Source organism: Sphingobium sp. AP50 (assembly GCF_900109095.1).
Taxonomy (GTDB): domain Bacteria; phylum Pseudomonadota; class Alphaproteobacteria; order Sphingomonadales; family Sphingomonadaceae; genus Sphingobium.
The window spans coordinates 122,875-139,733 of sequence record NZ_FNYZ01000014.1 but is presented as its reverse complement, the minus strand read 5'-3'; the positions used below and the strand labels follow the sequence as shown (position 1 = coordinate 139,733).

Sequence of the window (16,859 nt, the reverse complement as noted above, 5' to 3'; positions counted from 1 at the left end):
AGTTTACTGTTGTTATGCCAATGCCTGAAATCAAAACGGACACGCCGAGCCCGATCGTCTACATCGTCGACGACGATGCGGGATTGAGAGAGGGGCTGGACGCGCTGTTTCGTTCGGTGGGTTACACGACGCGCCAGTTTGGATCCGCCACCGAGTTCATGGAGTCGGGCGCGGCGAAGACCGCTGGCTGCCTCGTCCTCGACATCCGTTTGCCAGGGTTGAGCGGCCTCGATTTTCAGGAGAAACTCTCGTCGGCGGGTATCACCATGCCGATCATCCTGATGACTGGACATGGCGACATTCCCATGACGGTGCGCGGCATGAAGGCTGGGGCGGTCGATTTCCTGCCCAAGCCTTTTCGGGAGCAGGATATGCTTGACGCTGTAGCCTCGGCCTTGGCACGCGATGCCTCGGAACGTGAAGAGCGCCGGCAGGACGAGGAGCTGCGTGAACGGGCCGAGGGCCTGAGTTCGCGGGAACGCGAGGTCATGTCGCGGGTCGCTACCGGCAAAATGAACAAGCAGATCGCTTATGACCTGGGACTGAGCGAGATCACGGTCAAGATCCATCGCGGCAATGCGATGCGCAAGCTCGGCGCCAAAACGCTCGCCGACTTCATCCGCATGATCAACACGCTCAACCTCGATCGCTGAACCCCGGGCGGTTCCGTCATCCGTGCGTATGATTCCCAGATGCCTGGATGTGGGGCAACAAGACACCGCCGGCCGTAACAGGCGGGCGGCAATGCAAGGATAGATCGATTGGCGCTGCAGCCTCTCATTGCAATCGTGGATGATGACGAGGGGCTGCGAGTCTCTCTGGATGGGCTGGTACGAAGTCTGGGTTATCGCGTCTCGACGTTCAGCAGTGCGGAAGCCTATCTGTCCTCCGCTGTGGCAGCGGAAAGCGCCTGCATCATCAGCGACGTACAAATGCCGGGCGGAATGAGCGGTATCCGGCTGGCCCAAAAAGTCAAAGCATCGAGTGACCCGATACCGATCATCCTTATCTCTGCATTCGTGGATGAAAGGGTAAGTGCCGAAGCCAATGCGGCTGGCGTGCACGCATTTCTTCGCAAACCCTTCGACGGTGAGGTTCTGATAGACCTGGTCGAGGAGGCGCTCTCCGCTTAGGCGAGGCGCCGGTGCGGCCGATCCAAAATGGATGACCGCGACGAAAGGCTTGAGGATGGTCATCAGCGCGTGATCGGCGGTTGATGAAGGGGGATGCCCATTGCCGGAACAGTCAGAATTTCGATCGCGCCGTGTTCGACCTCGGTAACGAGCAAGGCGTGATCGGACGGACAGAACGCGACATTAGTCGGCAGATGACCGTTGGTCTGCAGCGACGGAAGAAGCGTTCCATCCCCGCCGATCACCGCGACCCGGCCCTCGCCATAAATCGCGCAGTAAAGCCGTCCATCCAGGTCGAATGCCATTCCATCCGGGCCAGAGAATGTCATGCCGCTGTTTTCAGCGCTGACCTGAGCGAACAGCTCAAGTGCACCGTCCAGTTCTTGACGGAGGATTCGTCCGGTCAGCGTCTCATTCACATACATTGCGCCGGCAGCATCGAAGGCGATGCCGTTGGCGAAGCGTAAGTCGTTCGCAAGGCAGCGTAGGACCACACCGGTGGCGGGATCGATCTCGTAAACGCAACCCCGGTATGCAGCGGTAGCGAAATCAGATCGAATTGCGAGTCCGGTGATGAACGCTTCTGGCTGCATGCCGGAATCGGTCATGTAGAGCAGCCCATTTGGTCCGAAAGCAAGATCGTTGGGAAACAGGAACGGATGGTCGCGGTAGCCCGTGACCCGCAACAGCTCGCGCCCCAGGCAATCGATGCGCACCAGAGAATTGCCAGGGCCGCCTGCAACCCAAAGGTGGCCATCGCCATCAAGCGCGAGCCCTGTCGGGCGGCCTCCCGCGTTTGCATATATCCGCTGTGCAATCTCGTTATGCAGCAGGGTCACGCAAGCGCGTTCCTCGCCCATCTCCACCAGCGCGAACGTACCATTGCCAAGCGAAACTGGTCCCTCAGGTTGTGAGAAACCCTGAGCCAGCACGGGATTGCGGGGAGCAGCGCGAATGGACGGGCACGTCACAAGACGGCTCGCTTCGGAGAATTCCGATCCGCCAAGCGACGGCACACTAATACGCCCATTTCCCCACCCGCACGTTTCGCACACGCGTCCCGCATTTAACGGACCGCGCTGGCTCCGAGATGGACGCGACAGAATGATAGATTTGGGAAGCTGTTGCACAATCCCTCTGTTCAGGGGGGTCGGGCAATTATTTTGTCCCTCGAGACGAGGCTTCTTGGATGAGCCGATGACGCGACCAGGAAGAAAGGCCGCTCAAAAAACCGCGTCGGCCCTCAAGTTGACAGGTGGATGTCCCTCCATGGAGGAGCGGCGGGGAAGACCTCGCTTAGGAAAGAAAGGAATGCCTTCACATTCGGGTTCGCTCGCCGGCTATCGGGCCACAGGGCGGTTACATTAAAGACCTCGACTGAAAACGCGCCCAAGATCGGCGTCACTTCGCCGCGCGCGACAAAGGGCGCGGCAAGATAGGTGGGTGAAATGCAGATTCCACCGCCGCTCGCGACCACGGCGATAACGGCATCGCTAACATCGACAACTATGCCCGCCGGTGGTGTGATTTCAACGATCCTATCGCCAATTTTGAATGGCCATCGCAGCGTCTGTCCCGAACTCTGATATCGGAAATTGACGCATTCATGCTGTGCAAGCTCGTCGGGATGCTGGGGGGTGCCGCGCGCTGCTAGATATGCGGGCGACGCAAAGGCGCAGAGGCGATGGGGGGTTAGTTGCCGCGAGATGAGGCGGGAGTCCGCAAGATCACCCACACGTATAGCTACATCGACGCCTTCCTCGATGATATCGACCACGCGATCGCTCAAGCGCAGATCCACGGCCAACTTTGGATAGCGCACCCGGAAGTGCGTGAGAGCAGGTGCGAGAATGTGGACACCAATCGGCAAAGGCGCAGTCACCTTGATGAGACCGGCCGGTTCAGCCCGGGCCGCGAAAGCGGCCTGCTCGATCTGTTCCGCTTCGTGGAGCAGCCGAAGCGTTCGCTCGTGAAGATTTCGACCTTCAGGCGTGAGCGTGAGAGACCGCGTCGTTCGTGTGAACAGCGAGAGGCTGAAATGATGCTCGAGACGCTGGACGCTTCGGCTGACGGCAGATGGCGAAATCCCGAGTGATCGCGCAGCGGCAGTGAAGCTGCCAAGCGATGCGGATCGCGCAAAGGCGATCAAACCGGTCAGCCGCTCCAGTCCAATTTGTTCCGTCATGGTATAAGTAAAGCACCTTCGAGTATAATTATCAAACCCAAAGCAATGGACTATCTCACAACCAAGGCGCCGAGGCGGCGCTGGATGGAGAAGTGAAAATGTCCAAAGTGAATCCTGCCGCAGGTGTGGGCGTCGCCAATCAGCTCGTCGACCGCACTGTTGTCATCGTTGGTGGAACCTCGGGAATCGGGCTTTCGGCTGCAATCCAGGCCAAGGAAGCAGGCGCGAAGGTAATCGTCATCGGATCGAATCGCGAGCGCGCTGCCGAAGCGGCGACCCAGAACGGGCTCGACGGCTATCGGGCGGCGGATGTAACCGACAGCGTGCAACTCGAAGAAGCGCTGGCCGACATTCCGCACGTCGACCATCTTGTCCTGCTCGCTGGCAGTTTCATCGCAGGTAAGATCCTCGAGGCCGATATCTCCTACCTCAAGCGCGCGTTCGATGAGCGCGTCTGGGCGTCGATCTTCGCGATCCGCGCGTTGGGCGATCGGCTCGCCAAGGATGGTTCTGTGACCTTCATATCGGGCGTTCTGGCAGACCGTCCAAATGGATATGGCACTTCCGTCCTCGCATCAGCCTCGGCGGCAATGGAAGCGCTGGCCCGTGGTCTGACCCTTGAGCTCGCTCCGCGCCGCGTAAACACCCTCTCGCCGGGGCCGATCGATACGCCTCTGCTCAAGAAGACGCTTGGAGATGGACGCGACGCGTATGTCGAGCATCTCGAGGCAACTCTACCGCTGCATCGTCTGGGAACAGCCGAGGAAGCAGGCGCCGCCGTCGTATTCTTGATGGCCAACGGCTTCATGAACGGCACGACCCTGAAGATCGACGGGGGGGCGGCGCTCGTTTGAGCCCATCCTAATCCACTGGGCTCGACCCACTTGGGTCGAGCCTGCATGTTTCCCAGGAGGACCAAATGCCCGGTCTCTTTGACCCGATTGAATTAGGAGCGATCAAGGCTCCGAACCGCATCCTGATGGCGCCGATGACGCGTGCCCGCGGAACCAAGGCACATGTGCCGACGCCGATGATGGAGCAATATTATCGCGACCGCGCGTCAGCCGGGCTCATCATTTCAGAAGCCGTGGGGATTACCCAGCAAGGTCTTGGATGGCCTTATGCTACGGGCCTGTGGACGCACGAACAAATCGCCGGTTGGCGGCGGATCACCGATGCGGTTCATGAAGCGGGCGGACGCATCATCGTCCAGCTGTGGCATATGGGTCGTGCTGTCCATCCAAGCTTCCTGGATGGGGAACGCCCGGTCTCGGCGTCCGCCACGACAGCACCCGACCATGCTCACACCTATGATGGCCGCCAGCCTTATGAGGAGGCTCGCCATCTGCACGCCGACGAGATCCCGGTCATCCTTGCCGATTTTCATCGCGGCGCCCTGAATGCGATCGAGGCGGGCTTTGACGGCGCGCAGATACACGCCGCCAACGGCTATCTGATCGACCAGTTCCTGCGTGATAGCGCGAACTTGCGGGATGACGAGTATGGCGGTTCGACCCGCAATCGGATCCGCCTGCTCAAGGAAGCGACGCAGGCCGTCGCAGATGCGATTGGTGCCGATCGGACGGGGGTGCGTTTGTCGCCGAATGGAGAGACGCAGGGCGTCTCTGACAGCGACCCGCTTCCCTTGTTCGCTGAAGCGCTCGAGACGCTGTCCGAGATAGGCATTGCCCATCTCGAACTTCGCGAGCCGCCCATCGACGGCACCTTTGGGATCGGCGAAGTCGATCCTTTGGCAGCGCAGCTACGCCCCTATTTCAAGGGGCCCTTGATCCTGAACTCGGATTTCACGCCAGAACGGGCGGAAGCAGAAATTGCGGCGGGCGTGGGTGACGCCGTCGCCTTCGGCCGACCATTCATCGCCAATCCGGATTTGCCCTACCGCATTCGCGAGCATTTGCCGATTGCCACGGATGACGCGAGCACGTGGTTCACTCAAGCTAGCGAGGGATATAACTCTTACCCTGCTGCTATCTGACGAAGGCGCAAGCACTCGGAATTGTTCGCCCGCTACGCACAGCGTAGCGGGCGTTCGCGTTTGCAACGCGAGCACATTATTCACCCAGAAGGTCCTGGACCAACACGGTTTCCAGAGCGCTATCCGGTGACAGGCCCATATAAGCGCCGTGTCGCTATGCTTTCCAGGATTTAGGTCGGGCATCCTCGCGTATAATGGCCTGCGAAGTATCAAGAAGGGTATCTGAAATTTGTCGACGCGGGGTCGGCGGTTTGATGGAGATCAGTGATGCGTCACGAGGCGCAAGGCCAAATGCCCGGGCGCCTGAGCTCTGCTGGAGCCGTGGCCCATCTTCCTGTCCGTGATCCGCTCGCCGGGCGCATGGCGCATGATCTGCGCAACATTCTCCAGATCATCTCTGGAAACCTCACCCTGCTTTCGCGACGCCTAACCGATGATCCGGCCGCGATGAAGCACATCGACCGCGCGCTCGCCGGTGTCGACCTTGGCACCAGGCTTGCCGGATCGGTTATCGGCGGTAACCATGTCGCATGCAACGGGCGGCTGTGTGCAATTCAAGCCGAACGATCGACGATCGTAGCTACACTGGTTGAGGCTGCAGGTCCGGGTATCGACGTAAAGCTCGACATTCCAGCCCTATTACACCTGGTCCCGGTAGATCTGGCGGCGCTCGAGAATACGTTGATCAATCTCGCGATCAATGCGCGTGACGCCATGAACGGGCATGGCACGCTGACGGTTAGTTTTCGCAATATGTGTTTGCCTTCGGGTCCTGCAGTAGAATTGAGGGTTGAGGACACGGGATGCGGTATGTCCGCAGCGATAGCAAAGTGCGCATTTGAGCCATTTTTTACCACGAAGGGTAAAAGGGGCAGTGGGCTCGGCCTGGTCACCGTTCGGCAGTTTGCCGAAGATTGCGGCGGACACGCGTCAATCGACAGCGTTGAGGGGCGCGGCACCATCTTCCGCATCGTTCTTCCTTCGACGCCGATGTTCCGATGATCGAGCGGAGCTTCCCCAAGGTGGCGCCCGGCGATCCGAGCAATCCTCCTCCGACTGTCTTTGCCGCTGATCAATCGATATTTGATCCTGCTGACCCATATGTGAGGACCGAGCAAACCTTTCCGCATTTGTCGCCGGAGATGATTGACCGGGTCTGCACCTACGGCGCGAGTGAGACAATCGGCGCGGGCGGCGTGCTTGCATCGCCCGGCCAGCGCGGTGTCGATTTTTTCGTCATCACCAGCGGCCGCGTCGGTATTTTCGCCCGCGAACGCGATGGCACTCAGTCGCTGATTGTGGAACATGATGCGGGCCAGTTCACCGGCGAGCTCGATCTCCTCAACGAGCGCGAGAGTCTGGTTGAGGCCCGGGTGATCGAAGATGCAAAGATCGTGCGCCTTGATCGACCCTCGTTCCAACGGATGATCGTCGGGGAGCCCGATGCTGCTGAGATCATCTTGCGGGCCGTGATCCTAAGACGAATGGGCATCATTCGATATGCTCACAACGGGCTTACTGTGATCGGCCGAGCTAATGATGGCGCTACGCTCGAGGTCCAGCGCTTTTTGCTACGCAACGGCTATCCGCTGCGTGTCGAGGATGCGGACGAAAGTCCACAAGCACAAAAGCTCATGGCGGAGCTAAGCCTGGATAACGCCGACCTGCCTGCTGTCGTTCTCGCGAGTGGGGTAACCTTGCGGCGACCGACGATCCATGCGCTTGCGGACGCGATCGGCCTAATGGAGCCACTTGATCCCGCGCGTGTCCACGACATCGTCATCGTCGGTGCTGGTCCAGGAGGCCTTGCCGCCGCCGTTTATGCGGCGTCCGAAGGTCTCGACACCATCGTCATCGAAGGGCACGCGCCAGGCGGCCAGGCCGGCACGAGCAGCCGGATCGAAAATTATCTCGGCTTTCCGACCGGAGTCTCTGGCCAAGCGCTGGCGGGACGTGCGCACGTGCAGGCACAGAAATTCGGTGCGCGCCTCGCTATCTCACGCAAGGCAGTGTCACTCGATTGCAGCGTGGTGCCCTATCGCTTGGTGCTAGATGACGGCTCTGCCATTAACGCGCGGGCGATCGTCATTGCTACAGGCGCGCGGTATCGGCGTCTGGGAGTGAGAGATGATGCGCGCTACGAAGGGCGCGGCATCCATTATGCAGCCACCGCAATGGAAGCGAACCTCGCAGCTAATCAGGAGGTCGTTGTCGTAGGTGGCGGAAACTCCGCTGGCCAGGCGGCTATCTTCCTGTCGCGCGGCGCGCGCCACGTTCACATCCTCGTGCGCGGGGACGGGCTGGCCGCGACAATGTCGGATTATCTCATCCAGCGTATTGCCTCTTCTCCAAAGATCACGTTGCACAGCCATACGGTGGTGTCGGGGCTTTCGGGCGAGCCGTTTCTGCGAAAAGTTGACTGGCGAAATACGCTGACCGGAAAGGAGGGATCGATTGATACCTCGAGCCTATTTGTGATGGTGGGGGCCGAGCCAAATACCACGTGGCTTGGCGATTGCGTGCATCTGGATGAGCGCGGCTTCGTTCTTACCGGACAGAAAGCTGGCCGGGCGGATGACAGTATGTTCGAAACGTCACTCGCTGGCGTCTTTGCGATTGGTGATGTGCGCTCGGCCTCGGTCAAGCGTGTCGCATCGGCGGTGGGCGAGGGGTCCGTAGTCGTATCAGCGATACATCAGTTTCTCGATCCTGCCTGAAAGGAAGCTTTAGCATGGATGAGTGTAGCCATACGCGGGTCATCAACACGGTCACGCCAAGCGCCCGCGGCTGTGAGGAATGTCTCAAGACCGGCTCTTGGTGGCTTCACCTGCGCGTATGCCGGACGTGCGGGCATGTCGGATGCTGCGATCAGTCGCCGAACAAGCATGCAACGGCTCATTATCATGCGACACATCACCCAATCATTGAGGGCTACGACCCGCCTGAAGGCTGGGGCTGGTGTTACGTCGACGAGGTCTTCCTCGATCTGGGCGATAACGTCACGCCGCAGGACGGACCGATTCCGCGTTACTATTAAAACAGTATCGCGAGGCTGGCGGTCATGACGCATACGGTCAATGATAACGGCGGACTGGCCCGCGCCATCTCAAACGGACTTCTCAGGTTTCAGTTTAGTAACACTTCGGTCATGGCGGCCATGAAAACCGGCCCGGCTCCAAAAGATTTGTCGCGCTCGGCGCTTCGGGGCTGCCCGGATATTTTCGCGTATATGCAGGGCGACCGAAAGTTACCGCAGATCGAACGGTCAAGCTTCAATCACGGGAGGCATTGGGCGTGGTAGGAGACTTTGCTTCGACGTTCGAAAGGCTGACTGCGCTACCCAGGAAAGGCCGGGCGGCTACATCCACGCTTGAGGAGTTTATCGGGATAGATGGTCTTTGCAGGAGATATGGACAGTGAGTGAGCTCCAGGCGAGCCTCGACGCGGCACGTGCGGTGAATACAGGCAATGGCCGTTTCCAGGCTCATGTCGAAACGGCTGGTCTGTCTTTCTTCGCCGACGAACCGCTGGCGGCAGGTGGGCTCGGGTCGGGACCAACACCCTATCAATTGCTTGCGTCCGCGCTGGCCGCATGCACGACAATGACCCTCAAACTCTATGCCGCACACAAGGATCTCCTAGTCGATAGCATCGAGACTCGCGTGGAACATCGCCGCGATGAAGATGTCGTGCCGGCCGACATCTTTGTTCGCCGTATCAGGATCGACGGGACGTTGGATTCGGCGCAACGGTCGCGGTTGCTCGAGATTGCGGATCTCTGCCCTGTCCATCGGACACTCACCGGCGGTGCCCGGATTGAGACGGTCTCGGAGGGTGCCCCGCTGGCAGCGGCACCATCTACCAATCACGTTGTCGATATGGAGGCGCTCATTGCCGTCGGCCGCGGTTCATACGATTTCACCCAATGAACGCGGTGTCTTCTGCCGCAGAGGGTTTTCTCATCCGCGAAAGCGACCTTCCGTCCCGATCATTTGCTCACGTCTCGGCCTCAGGTGAGCGCCGCGTCATAGAACGGGTGCTTGCCGACGAAGTGCCAGTCGCGCTCGAATATCAGGGTATCGGCTACGCGGTCCTGATGGCTACGCCGTTCGATCTGGTTGATCTTGCGTACGGATTCAGCCTCAGCGAACGCCTGATCGATCAAGCCGACCATATCCTGGAAGTCGAAGAGCTCAGCGTCGAGGGCGGTATCCTCCTTAGGATCACCTTATCCGACAGTGTCTCGCCGCGCATCTTGGAGCGAGTTCGTCACCGCGCAAGCGACGCGTCATGCGGGCTGTGTGGCATCGAGAATCTCGAGCAGGCCATGCGACCATTGCCGCAAGTTACCAATCGCAGTGAGGCCAATGAGGCTGCGTGCTTTGCCGCATTGGATGCGCTATCCGAGCACCAGCGGCTCAATCATGCCACGGGTGCTGTTCACGCCGCCGCTGCCTGCGCCTCCAGCGGTCTTGTAACAGCTGTTCGCGAAGATGTTGGCCGACACAATGCCTTCGACAAGCTTATTGGGTCGCTATTGCGTGCCGGTAAGAGCTGGGACGGCGGTTTCGCCCTCCTCACATCGCGCTGCTCGTTCGAACTCGTCGAAAAGGCGGTATTGGCCGGATGCCCAATGCTCGCAACCATCTCCGCGCCGACTGCACTGGCGGTAGATCGCGCCGGCGAAGCGGGGCTATCGTTACATGTCCTGGTTCGGCCCGACGCCCTGCTGGTGAACCTGTCTTGATGCGCGTGCTCGGCGCGGTACTAGCTGGCGGTAGATCGCGGCGCTTTGGGAGAGACAAGGCTCTGGCGACTTTGGGCGGCCGGTCTCTCATGGCGCGTTCCCAGGACCTGATTTCCGGTTGGACGCAGGCGTTGGTCATCTGCGGCCGCGAGCCTGGTCTGGCCGATCGGCCAGCTCCGGACCAGGGGCCGCTCGGGGGGCTAAACGCTGCTCTCCATCACGGACGCAGCAATGGCTACGATGCGGTTCTGAGTATTCCCTGTGATACGCCCGTGGTTCCCAATGATGCATTTGCTATACTGCTTGGTATGGGGACTAGCTCTTATCTGGTAGGGTGTCCCGTCATCGGGCTATGGTCTTGTGACCTGGCCGATGAACTAGATACATTTCTTGCAAGCGGTCGGCGATCAATGCGAGATTGGGCGGCGCGCGCCGATGCTCGGCCGGTTGACTATGCACGGAAGATTCCGAACGTGAATACTGCGGCCGATCTTTTGTGGTTGATGGTAGACCACAGTTGAATGTTCCATTCGAAGGTCGTCAAACGGTGAAATACCGGTCAGAAGGAACTGACGATGATCAGACGCCCAACGAGCTTCACTGCTGAAAGCCGCTTGGATATGTGCACGTCTTAGCCGCTCATACGCCAGTATGAGGTGCTGAACCCGTCGTCTGATTTCGTCCCAATTCAGAATGCCGATGATGCCTGCATCACAATTTTGATGATGGGAGGCCATCCGCATGAACATGATCCCCGACTTCGAAGCGAAAGCCTTTTTCGGCCGCCGCGATGGCCGCAGCTGGCGTCGTCGTAGCCTGCTCCTCATACCGATCGCGGTGGTGGGAATCGTTGGGTTCAAGATTGCCGATCACGGCGATCCGGCAGTGGCTGCCGCGCCGCCCCCCAATGTGAGCGTCGCTGTGCCGCTCTCTCGCGATGTGACCGAATGGGATGACTATATCGGCCGTTTCGTGCCGAGCGAGACCGTCGAGGTGCGACCGCGGGTCTCTGGGCAAGTAATGGCCAGGCATTTCCGCGACGGTGATATCGTTCAGAAAGGCCAGCTGCTCTTCACAATAGACCAGCGTCCGTTTCTTGCGGCCCAGGCCGAAGCACGCGCTTCGGTTGCGAGTGCGCAAAGCGCAGTCACGCTCGCCAGAGCCGACCTGGGCCGGGTTGATCGTCTGACCGGTGACGACGCCGTCTCGGGCGGTGAAATCGACGCGCTGCGCGCTAAGCTGCAATCAGCACAAGCCGCGTTCGCAGGCGCCCAGGCGCGGCTGCGGCAACGCGCGCTCGAGGTCGAGTGGACCCAGGTGCGGGCGCCGGTCGCGGGCCGCATCTCGGATCGACGGGTTGATGTGGGTAACCTGGTAGCGGGGGGAGAAGCCAATACAGGCAGCCTCCTGACGACCATCAACGCACAGGATCCGATCTACTTTTCATTCGACGCGTCCGAAGCGCTCTTTCTCAAGACCAAACGAGCTCGCGAGAACGGCGAACCTGCGACCGCTGTCGAAATCCGCCTTCAGGATGAAACGGGCTATAAGTGGCAGGGCAAGCTCGATTTCACCGATAATGGCCTCAATCCGAGCTCAGGAACGATCCGCGGCCGCGCGACGATTGCGAACCCTAAGAATTTCCTGACGCCCGGTATGTTCGGCAACATGCGCCTCGCTGCTGGCGGGCATGCACGGGTGCTGCTCATACCGGATACGTCGATCCAAACGGATCAAGCGCGCAAGACGGTTCTGGTTGTTGGTGCTGACGGAACGGTAGTCACAAAGCAGGTGACGGTCGGCGCACTGGTCGACGGCCTTCGTATCATCCGAACGGGTCTTTCAAGTTCCGACCAGGTCGTCATCGCGGGCATGCAGTCGGCGACGCCGGGCTCCAAGGTGACCGCTACGCGTGGAAAAGTCATGCCTGAGGCAGCACCGCTATCGCCAAACTCGAGCATTCCCGTCGCGGCGCAGGCCTCCTTCGCCACGTGATCCAGTCCGGGTGGGGCGGCAAGGCCGACCCGCCCACTGGTCCTTGGCCCGTCTCCTGCGGCCGGGGACCACCCTCTCTTGCATCGAAGGATTGGAGCCATGCGCTTTTCCCGCTTCTTTATCGATCGGCCGATCTTTGCTGCCGTCATTGCTGTGCTCATCACCGTCATTGGCGCGCTTGCCTATTTCGCTCTGCCGATCTCGCAATATCCCGACATCGTGCCGCCGACCGTGACGGTGACCGCACAATATCCTGGCGCGTCGGCCGAAACCGTCGCTGAAACAATCGCCTCGCCGATCGAGCAGGAAATCAACGGCGTTGAGGACATGCTCTACATGAGCTCGCAGTCCACCGGCGACGGGAAGGTGACCATCACCGTGACCTTCAAGATCGGCACTGATCTCGATTCAGCGCAGGTACTGGTGCAAAATCGGGTGGCCGTTGCCACGCCGCGACTTCCTGAGGAAGTTCAGCGACTAGGAGTCGTGACACGCAAAACCGCTCCAAACTTTCTGATGGCGATCAACGTTCTGTCACCGGATGCGTCGCTGAAACCGGATTATGTTTCCAATTACGCATTGACCCAGGTGCGCGACCGTCTGGCTCGCATTGAGGGTGTTGGCGACGTAAATATCTACGGCGCTCGTGATTATGCGATGCGGATCTGGATTGATCCGGGCCGCGCCGCAGCCCTAAACCTCACTGCCGACGAGATCGTTGGCGCGCTTCGCGCGCAGAACGTCCAGGTTGCAGCCGGTGCGGTCGGCGCACCACCCTACAACCAGCATAATGCGTATCAGGTCGGCGTCGAGACGCTTGGTCGGCTTTCCGATCCGCAGCAATTCTCCGATGTAGTCATCCGTACCGACGCAGACGGGCATCAGGTTCGCGTCGCCGACGTCGCCCGGGTCGAACTTGGGGCCGCTGACTATGGTACCAACGCCTATCTCTCGAACAAGCCGTCGGTCATCATGGCAGTGCTGCAGCGGCCGGGCGGCAACGCCCTATCGTCGGCGCTCGCGGTCCAGGCGGAGATGAAGCGGCTAGGCAAGCGGTTTCCGCAAGGTCTTGAGTACAAGATCATCTACAACCCAACCGAGTTCATCAGCCAATCGATCGATGCGGTCTACCATACGCTCGGCGAGGCCGTGGTGCTGGTCGTCCTCGTTATCTTGATTTTCCTGCAGAGCTGGCGCGCGGCGGTCATTCCGATCATCGCCATCCCTGTGTCGCTGCTGGGCAGTCTCGCGGTACTTGCTGCGGCCGGCTATTCGCTGAATACGCTTTCGCTGTTTGGCATGGTGCTCGCGATCGGCATTGTCGTAGATGATGCGATCGTCGTCGTCGAAAATGTCGAACGCAATATGGAGCGGGGCCTCAGCCCGAAGGAGGCGGCACGGATATCGATGGACGAGGTTTCGACCGCGCTCGTTGCAATCGTGCTGGTCCTGTGTGCGGTGTTCGTGCCGACCCTTTTCCTGACAGGCTTGTCGGGTGCCTTTTACAAGCAATTTGCCGTGACCATCTCGTCGGCCACGATCTTCTCGCTTGTCCTCTCGCTGACCTTGTCGCCGGCGCTCGCCGGGATCCTGCTCAAGCCCAAAAGCGAGCATGCTTCGGGGAATGACAGTCTTGTCCGACGGTGGGCAAGGCGGGGTGCCGATGCATTCAACAATGCCTTCGAACGCCTGAGTGATCGCTATGCGAGGCTCACTCATTATCTGGTGCAGCAGCCCAAGAAGATGCTTGTCGCCTACGTTGCACTGATCGGAGCGACGGTCGCGATGTTTACCGTCACGCCCTCAGGTTTCATACCTGCGCAGGATCAGGGCTTCTTCCTCGCCGTAATCCAGCTGCCTTCGGGTTCATCCCTGGAGCGGACGGATGCAGTGACGCGTGATGTCGCCGCCAAGATCTTGCCGGTGAAAGGATTGCGCGGCGCGGTGATGTTCGCCGGATTTGATGGCCCATCCCAGACAGCCGCACCAAACTCGGCCGCAATCTACTTCCCCTTCAACAGCTTCGATGAGCGCAGGAAGGAGGGTGTGACCTACGCCGGCATCATGGAGCAGGCCGGTAAGGCGGTGGCCGGTTACCGCGATGCGCGCGTACTTTTGGTGCCGCCGCCGCTCATCCAGGGCATCGGCAATGCTGGCGGCTATCGCATGATGGTCGAGGATCGCGAGGGCCGTAGCTACAAGGAGCTCGCGCAAGTCGCCAATGACCTCATCACGAAAGCCAACAAGACCGAGGGAGTGAAGCAGGTTTATACCTTCTTCGAGACGGCAACACCGCGGATTTTCGCCGATGTTGATCGTCGCAAGGCCTCGATGCTGGGCGTGCCGCCTGAGCGCGTACTCTCCACTCTCCAGAATTATCTTGGTTCGTCCTTCGTCAACGACTTCAACCTCCTTGGCCGGACGTATCGAGTGACGGCGCAGGCAGAAGCGTCAGCGCGCAATTCGGTGGCGGATATCGCTAACCTCAAGACCCGATCGGACTCGGGAGCCATGGTGCCGGTGGGCGCCGTCTCGACCTTCCGGGACAAGACCGGCCCTTACCGTGTCGTCCGCTACAATCTGATGCCGGCCGTAGAAGTCGATGGCGATACGCCAGCGGGCTTCTCGACCGGACAGTCTCTCCAGGTCATGGAGAAACTGGGTGATGCAATGCCGGCGGGCTACGACCATGAGTGGACGGGCATCGCCTATCAGCAGGAAACCGCTGGCAACACGGCGGGCATCGTGTTCGCCATGTCCACGCTGTTTGTCTTCCTGGTGCTCGCTGCGCAGTATGAAAGCCTGACACTGCCGCTCGCTATCATCCTGATCGTGCCGATGTGCCTATTCGCAGCGATGATCGGCGTGAACGTGAGAGGGATGGACAATAATGTCCTCACCCAGATTGGCCTGGTGGTGTTGATTGCGCTTGCGGCCAAAAACTCGATCCTGGTGGTCGAATTCGCAAAGCAGGCCGAGGAGCAGGGTAAGAGCTGTATCGAAGCTGCAGTCGAAGCAGCACGTACGCGGCTCCGTCCGATCCTGATGACGAGCTTCGCCTTCATTCTTGGCGCCGTTCCGCTTGTCATAGCAGACGGGGCAGGAGCGGAGCTTCGCCAAGCACTCGGCACTGCTGTTTTCTTCGGCATGGTCGGCGTGACCGGCTTCGGCTTGCTGTTCGCGCCAACCTTCTACGTCGTCTGCCGTGGGCTAGGCGACCGCCTCTCTAACCACCCGGCCTGCAACGCGGCCGAGGATTTCCTCGCCAAGCTGTGTGCCCGCAAGAACGGCGCTGCTGCGCTTCAGCCCGCTGAATAAGGATCAGATCGATGACCAAGACCCTCTTCGTCATGCTCCTCGCGAGCGCTTCGCTGACCGCATGTGCTGCCGGTCCCGACTATCGCCGGCCCGAAACCGCATCCAGCGCGGCAAAACCTTTCCTCGGGGCTGGAAATCCAAGTGTGACAGCGGACGCCGCCGTCGATGCCCAATGGTGGCGGCTGTACAATGACGAGGTCCTCAATGGGCTCATCGTCGATGCGCTGCGGGCCAATACCGACTTACGGGTTGCGGTGGCCCGGCTCGAGAAAGCGCGGGCCAATCTGAAGGGTGCCAAAAGCGACCGCTTGCCGCAAACCAATATCAATGCTTCGCTTGTCGATCAGCGGGTGCCAAGCCAGCAGGGCTTTGTGACCGGCCGGCGGTTCTGGAGCGCCGACCTTGGGCTTGATGTCTCTTATGAGGTCGATCTCTTTGGACGAGTGAAGCGAAACGTGGAAGCCGCCCGCGGTGACTGGCAGGCGGCCGAGGCGGATCGCGATGCGGTGCAAGTCGCGGTCGTGTCCGACACGGTGCGGGCTTATGCCGACGCGACGGCTTCGGCGCAGCAGATCGCGGTGGCCAAGGAAACGGTCGATCTTCTCGACCGGTCGGTGCGAGTGACAGGAGCACGGGTCGACGCGGGTCGCTCGCAGCGCCTCGACCTTATCCGCATCACGGCATTGCGCAATCAGCGGCAGGCGGATGTGGCCCCGCTCGAGGCTGAGAGAGACAGTGCATTGTTCCGGCTCGCGACGTTAACGGGACGCACGCCGCAGGACCTACCCCAGTCGATCAGAGATGCGACAGTGCTTCCCAAGATCGAGCGCCCGATTCCGATTGGTGACGGGGCGCAGCTGATTGCACGCCGTCCGGATGTGCGTGCCGCCGAGCGCCGCCTTGCTGCGGATACGGCTCGGATCGGTGTCGCGACCTCGGACCTCTATCCGCACATCTCGCTTGGCGGACAAATCGGAACGACCAGCGCGGGGCTTTCCGACGTATTCGGGGGTGGGCCTTTCCGCTGGTTGCTGGGACCGCTCATCAGCTGGAGTTTCCCCAATATCGCGGCGACGCGGGCGAAGATTGCTGGGGCCAGGGCTGATACTCAGGCCTCGCTCGCCACCTTCGACGGGACAGTTCTCACCGCGCTCGAAGAGACGGAGACGGCGCTGTCTGCTTATGCACATGAGATTGATCGCCACCAAGCCCTGGTTGCCGCCCGCAGCGAGGCTCAGCGCGCGGTGAACGTCTCCATGGCGCGGCAAAAGCAAGGAACGATCGACTTTCTGACGGTGCTCGACGCCCAGCGAACACTGGCAGACGCACGGGCCGATCTTGCAGCTTCCGATGCCCGCATCGCATTTTTCCAAGTCGATCTGTTTAAGGCACTCGGCGGTGGTTGGGAGCAGAAGGACTTGGCTACGAATGTCGCATCACGCTAAATTCGATCTGAATTGAAACGCAAGTGATAGGCTGGTCCGA

15 protein-coding genes are annotated in these 16,859 nt (G+C 60.2%); 13 read left to right on the top strand and 2 right to left on the bottom strand.

The features are described from left to right. Nucleotides 1–20: 20 nt before the first annotated feature. Together BMY84_RS20095 and BMY84_RS20090 are read left to right on the top strand one after the other, a co-directional pair. Nucleotides 21–653, top strand: coding sequence for a response regulator transcription factor (locus tag BMY84_RS20095; protein WP_218146994.1), 633 nt, complete (start codon nt 21–23; stop codon nt 651–653). 108 nt (nt 654–761) lie between these two features. Beyond that, nucleotides 762–1,133 carry a response regulator transcription factor gene (locus BMY84_RS20090; protein WP_177204099.1) on the top strand — a complete coding sequence of 124 codons (372 nt, stop codon included), beginning with the start codon at nt 762–764 and terminating at the stop codon, nt 1,131–1,133. Between the two features lie 62 nt (nt 1,134–1,195). Here the strand turns inward: BMY84_RS20090 and BMY84_RS20085 are convergent, their stop codons facing one another. Next, entirely contained in the window at nt 1,196–1,972 is a 777-nt protein-coding gene (locus BMY84_RS20085; RefSeq protein ID WP_371262433.1) for an SMP-30/gluconolactonase/LRE family protein, read from the bottom strand. 404 nt (nt 1,973–2,376) lie between these two features. Continuing rightward, nucleotides 2,377–3,318 carry a LysR family transcriptional regulator gene (locus tag BMY84_RS20080; RefSeq protein WP_093086035.1) on the bottom strand — a complete coding sequence of 314 codons (942 nt, stop codon included), beginning with the start codon at nt 3,316–3,318 and terminating at the stop codon, nt 2,377–2,379. A 98-nt stretch (nt 3,319–3,416) separates the two neighbouring features. On the opposite strand from BMY84_RS20080, the gene BMY84_RS20075 reads away from it, so the two are divergent. The 11 genes from BMY84_RS20075 (at nt 3,417) to BMY84_RS20025 (ending at nt 16,819) form a co-directional block, all read left to right on the top strand. After that, the gene (locus tag BMY84_RS20075; protein WP_093086033.1) at nt 3,417–4,172 is read left to right on the top strand and encodes an SDR family oxidoreductase; all 756 of its coding nucleotides are present in this window, start codon (nt 3,417–3,419) and stop codon (nt 4,170–4,172) included. A 65-nt stretch (nt 4,173–4,237) separates the two neighbouring features. Then, nucleotides 4,238–5,314 carry an alkene reductase gene (locus tag BMY84_RS20070; protein ID WP_093086032.1) on the top strand — a complete coding sequence of 359 codons (1,077 nt, stop codon included), beginning with the start codon at nt 4,238–4,240 and terminating at the stop codon, nt 5,312–5,314. A 267-nt stretch (nt 5,315–5,581) separates the two neighbouring features. Beyond that, on the top strand, nt 5,582–6,316 hold the full coding sequence (locus BMY84_RS20065; RefSeq protein WP_093086030.1) for an ATP-binding protein: 735 nt from the start codon (nt 5,582–5,584) through the stop codon (nt 6,314–6,316). Further along, nucleotides 6,313–8,031, top strand: coding sequence for an FAD-dependent oxidoreductase (locus BMY84_RS20060; RefSeq protein WP_093086029.1), 1,719 nt, complete (start codon nt 6,313–6,315; stop codon nt 8,029–8,031). The genes BMY84_RS20065 and BMY84_RS20060 overlap by 4 nt, the downstream gene beginning before the upstream one ends. A 14-nt stretch (nt 8,032–8,045) precedes the next feature. Continuing rightward, a complete protein-coding gene (locus BMY84_RS20055; RefSeq protein ID WP_093086027.1) occupies nt 8,046–8,351 on the top strand; it encodes a UBP-type zinc finger domain-containing protein in 306 nt (101 codons plus the stop codon). Nucleotides 8,352–8,730: 379 nt separating this feature from the next. Then, on the top strand, nt 8,731–9,243 hold the full coding sequence (locus BMY84_RS20050) for an OsmC family protein (protein WP_093086026.1): 513 nt from the start codon (nt 8,731–8,733) through the stop codon (nt 9,241–9,243). Then, nucleotides 9,240–10,061, top strand: a complete 822-nt coding sequence (gene fdhD / locus BMY84_RS20045; protein WP_093086024.1) for a formate dehydrogenase accessory sulfurtransferase FdhD — start codon at nt 9,240–9,242, stop codon at nt 10,059–10,061. Before BMY84_RS20050 ends, fdhD begins: the two co-directional genes overlap by 4 nt. Further along, nucleotides 10,061–10,582, top strand: a complete 522-nt coding sequence (locus BMY84_RS20040; RefSeq protein ID WP_093086023.1) for a molybdenum cofactor guanylyltransferase — start codon at nt 10,061–10,063, stop codon at nt 10,580–10,582. Before fdhD ends, BMY84_RS20040 begins: the two co-directional genes overlap by 1 nt. A 220-nt stretch (nt 10,583–10,802) precedes the next feature. Beyond that, on the top strand, nt 10,803–12,056 hold the full coding sequence (locus tag BMY84_RS20035; RefSeq protein WP_093086021.1) for an efflux RND transporter periplasmic adaptor subunit: 1,254 nt from the start codon (nt 10,803–10,805) through the stop codon (nt 12,054–12,056). 99 nt (nt 12,057–12,155) lie between these two features. Continuing rightward, a complete protein-coding gene (locus BMY84_RS20030; protein ID WP_093086020.1) occupies nt 12,156–15,374 on the top strand; it encodes an efflux RND transporter permease subunit in 3,219 nt (1,072 codons plus the stop codon). Between the two features lie 11 nt (nt 15,375–15,385). Then, nucleotides 15,386–16,819 (top strand): efflux transporter outer membrane subunit, encoded by a 1,434-nt coding sequence (locus BMY84_RS20025; protein ID WP_093086018.1) that lies wholly within the window; start codon nt 15,386–15,388, stop codon nt 16,817–16,819. Nucleotides 16,820–16,859 lie beyond the last annotated feature (40 nt).

What these genes read in the sequence shown, in the direction of transcription:
- BMY84_RS20095 (WP_218146994.1), top strand. Translation starts at nt 21, where the DNA reads ATGCCTGAAATCAAAACGGACACGCCGAGCCCGATCGTCTACATCGTC.
- BMY84_RS20080 (WP_093086035.1), bottom strand. Translation starts at nt 3,318, where the DNA reads ATGACGGAACAAATTGGACTGGAGCGGCTGACCGGTTTGATCGCCTTT.
- BMY84_RS20075 (WP_093086033.1), top strand. Translation starts at nt 3,417, where the DNA reads ATGTCCAAAGTGAATCCTGCCGCAGGTGTGGGCGTCGCCAATCAGCTC.
- BMY84_RS20070 (WP_093086032.1), top strand. Translation starts at nt 4,238, where the DNA reads ATGCCCGGTCTCTTTGACCCGATTGAATTAGGAGCGATCAAGGCTCCG.
- BMY84_RS20065 (WP_093086030.1), top strand. Translation starts at nt 5,582, where the DNA reads ATGCGTCACGAGGCGCAAGGCCAAATGCCCGGGCGCCTGAGCTCTGCT.
- BMY84_RS20060 (WP_093086029.1), top strand. Translation starts at nt 6,313, where the DNA reads ATGATCGAGCGGAGCTTCCCCAAGGTGGCGCCCGGCGATCCGAGCAAT.
- BMY84_RS20055 (WP_093086027.1), top strand. Translation starts at nt 8,046, where the DNA reads ATGGATGAGTGTAGCCATACGCGGGTCATCAACACGGTCACGCCAAGC.
- fdhD (WP_093086024.1), top strand. Translation starts at nt 9,240, where the DNA reads ATGAACGCGGTGTCTTCTGCCGCAGAGGGTTTTCTCATCCGCGAAAGC.
- BMY84_RS20040 (WP_093086023.1), top strand. Translation starts at nt 10,061, where the DNA reads ATGCGCGTGCTCGGCGCGGTACTAGCTGGCGGTAGATCGCGGCGCTTT.
- BMY84_RS20035 (WP_093086021.1), top strand. Translation starts at nt 10,803, where the DNA reads ATGAACATGATCCCCGACTTCGAAGCGAAAGCCTTTTTCGGCCGCCGC.
- BMY84_RS20030 (WP_093086020.1), top strand. Translation starts at nt 12,156, where the DNA reads ATGCGCTTTTCCCGCTTCTTTATCGATCGGCCGATCTTTGCTGCCGTC.
- BMY84_RS20025 (WP_093086018.1), top strand. Translation starts at nt 15,386, where the DNA reads ATGACCAAGACCCTCTTCGTCATGCTCCTCGCGAGCGCTTCGCTGACC.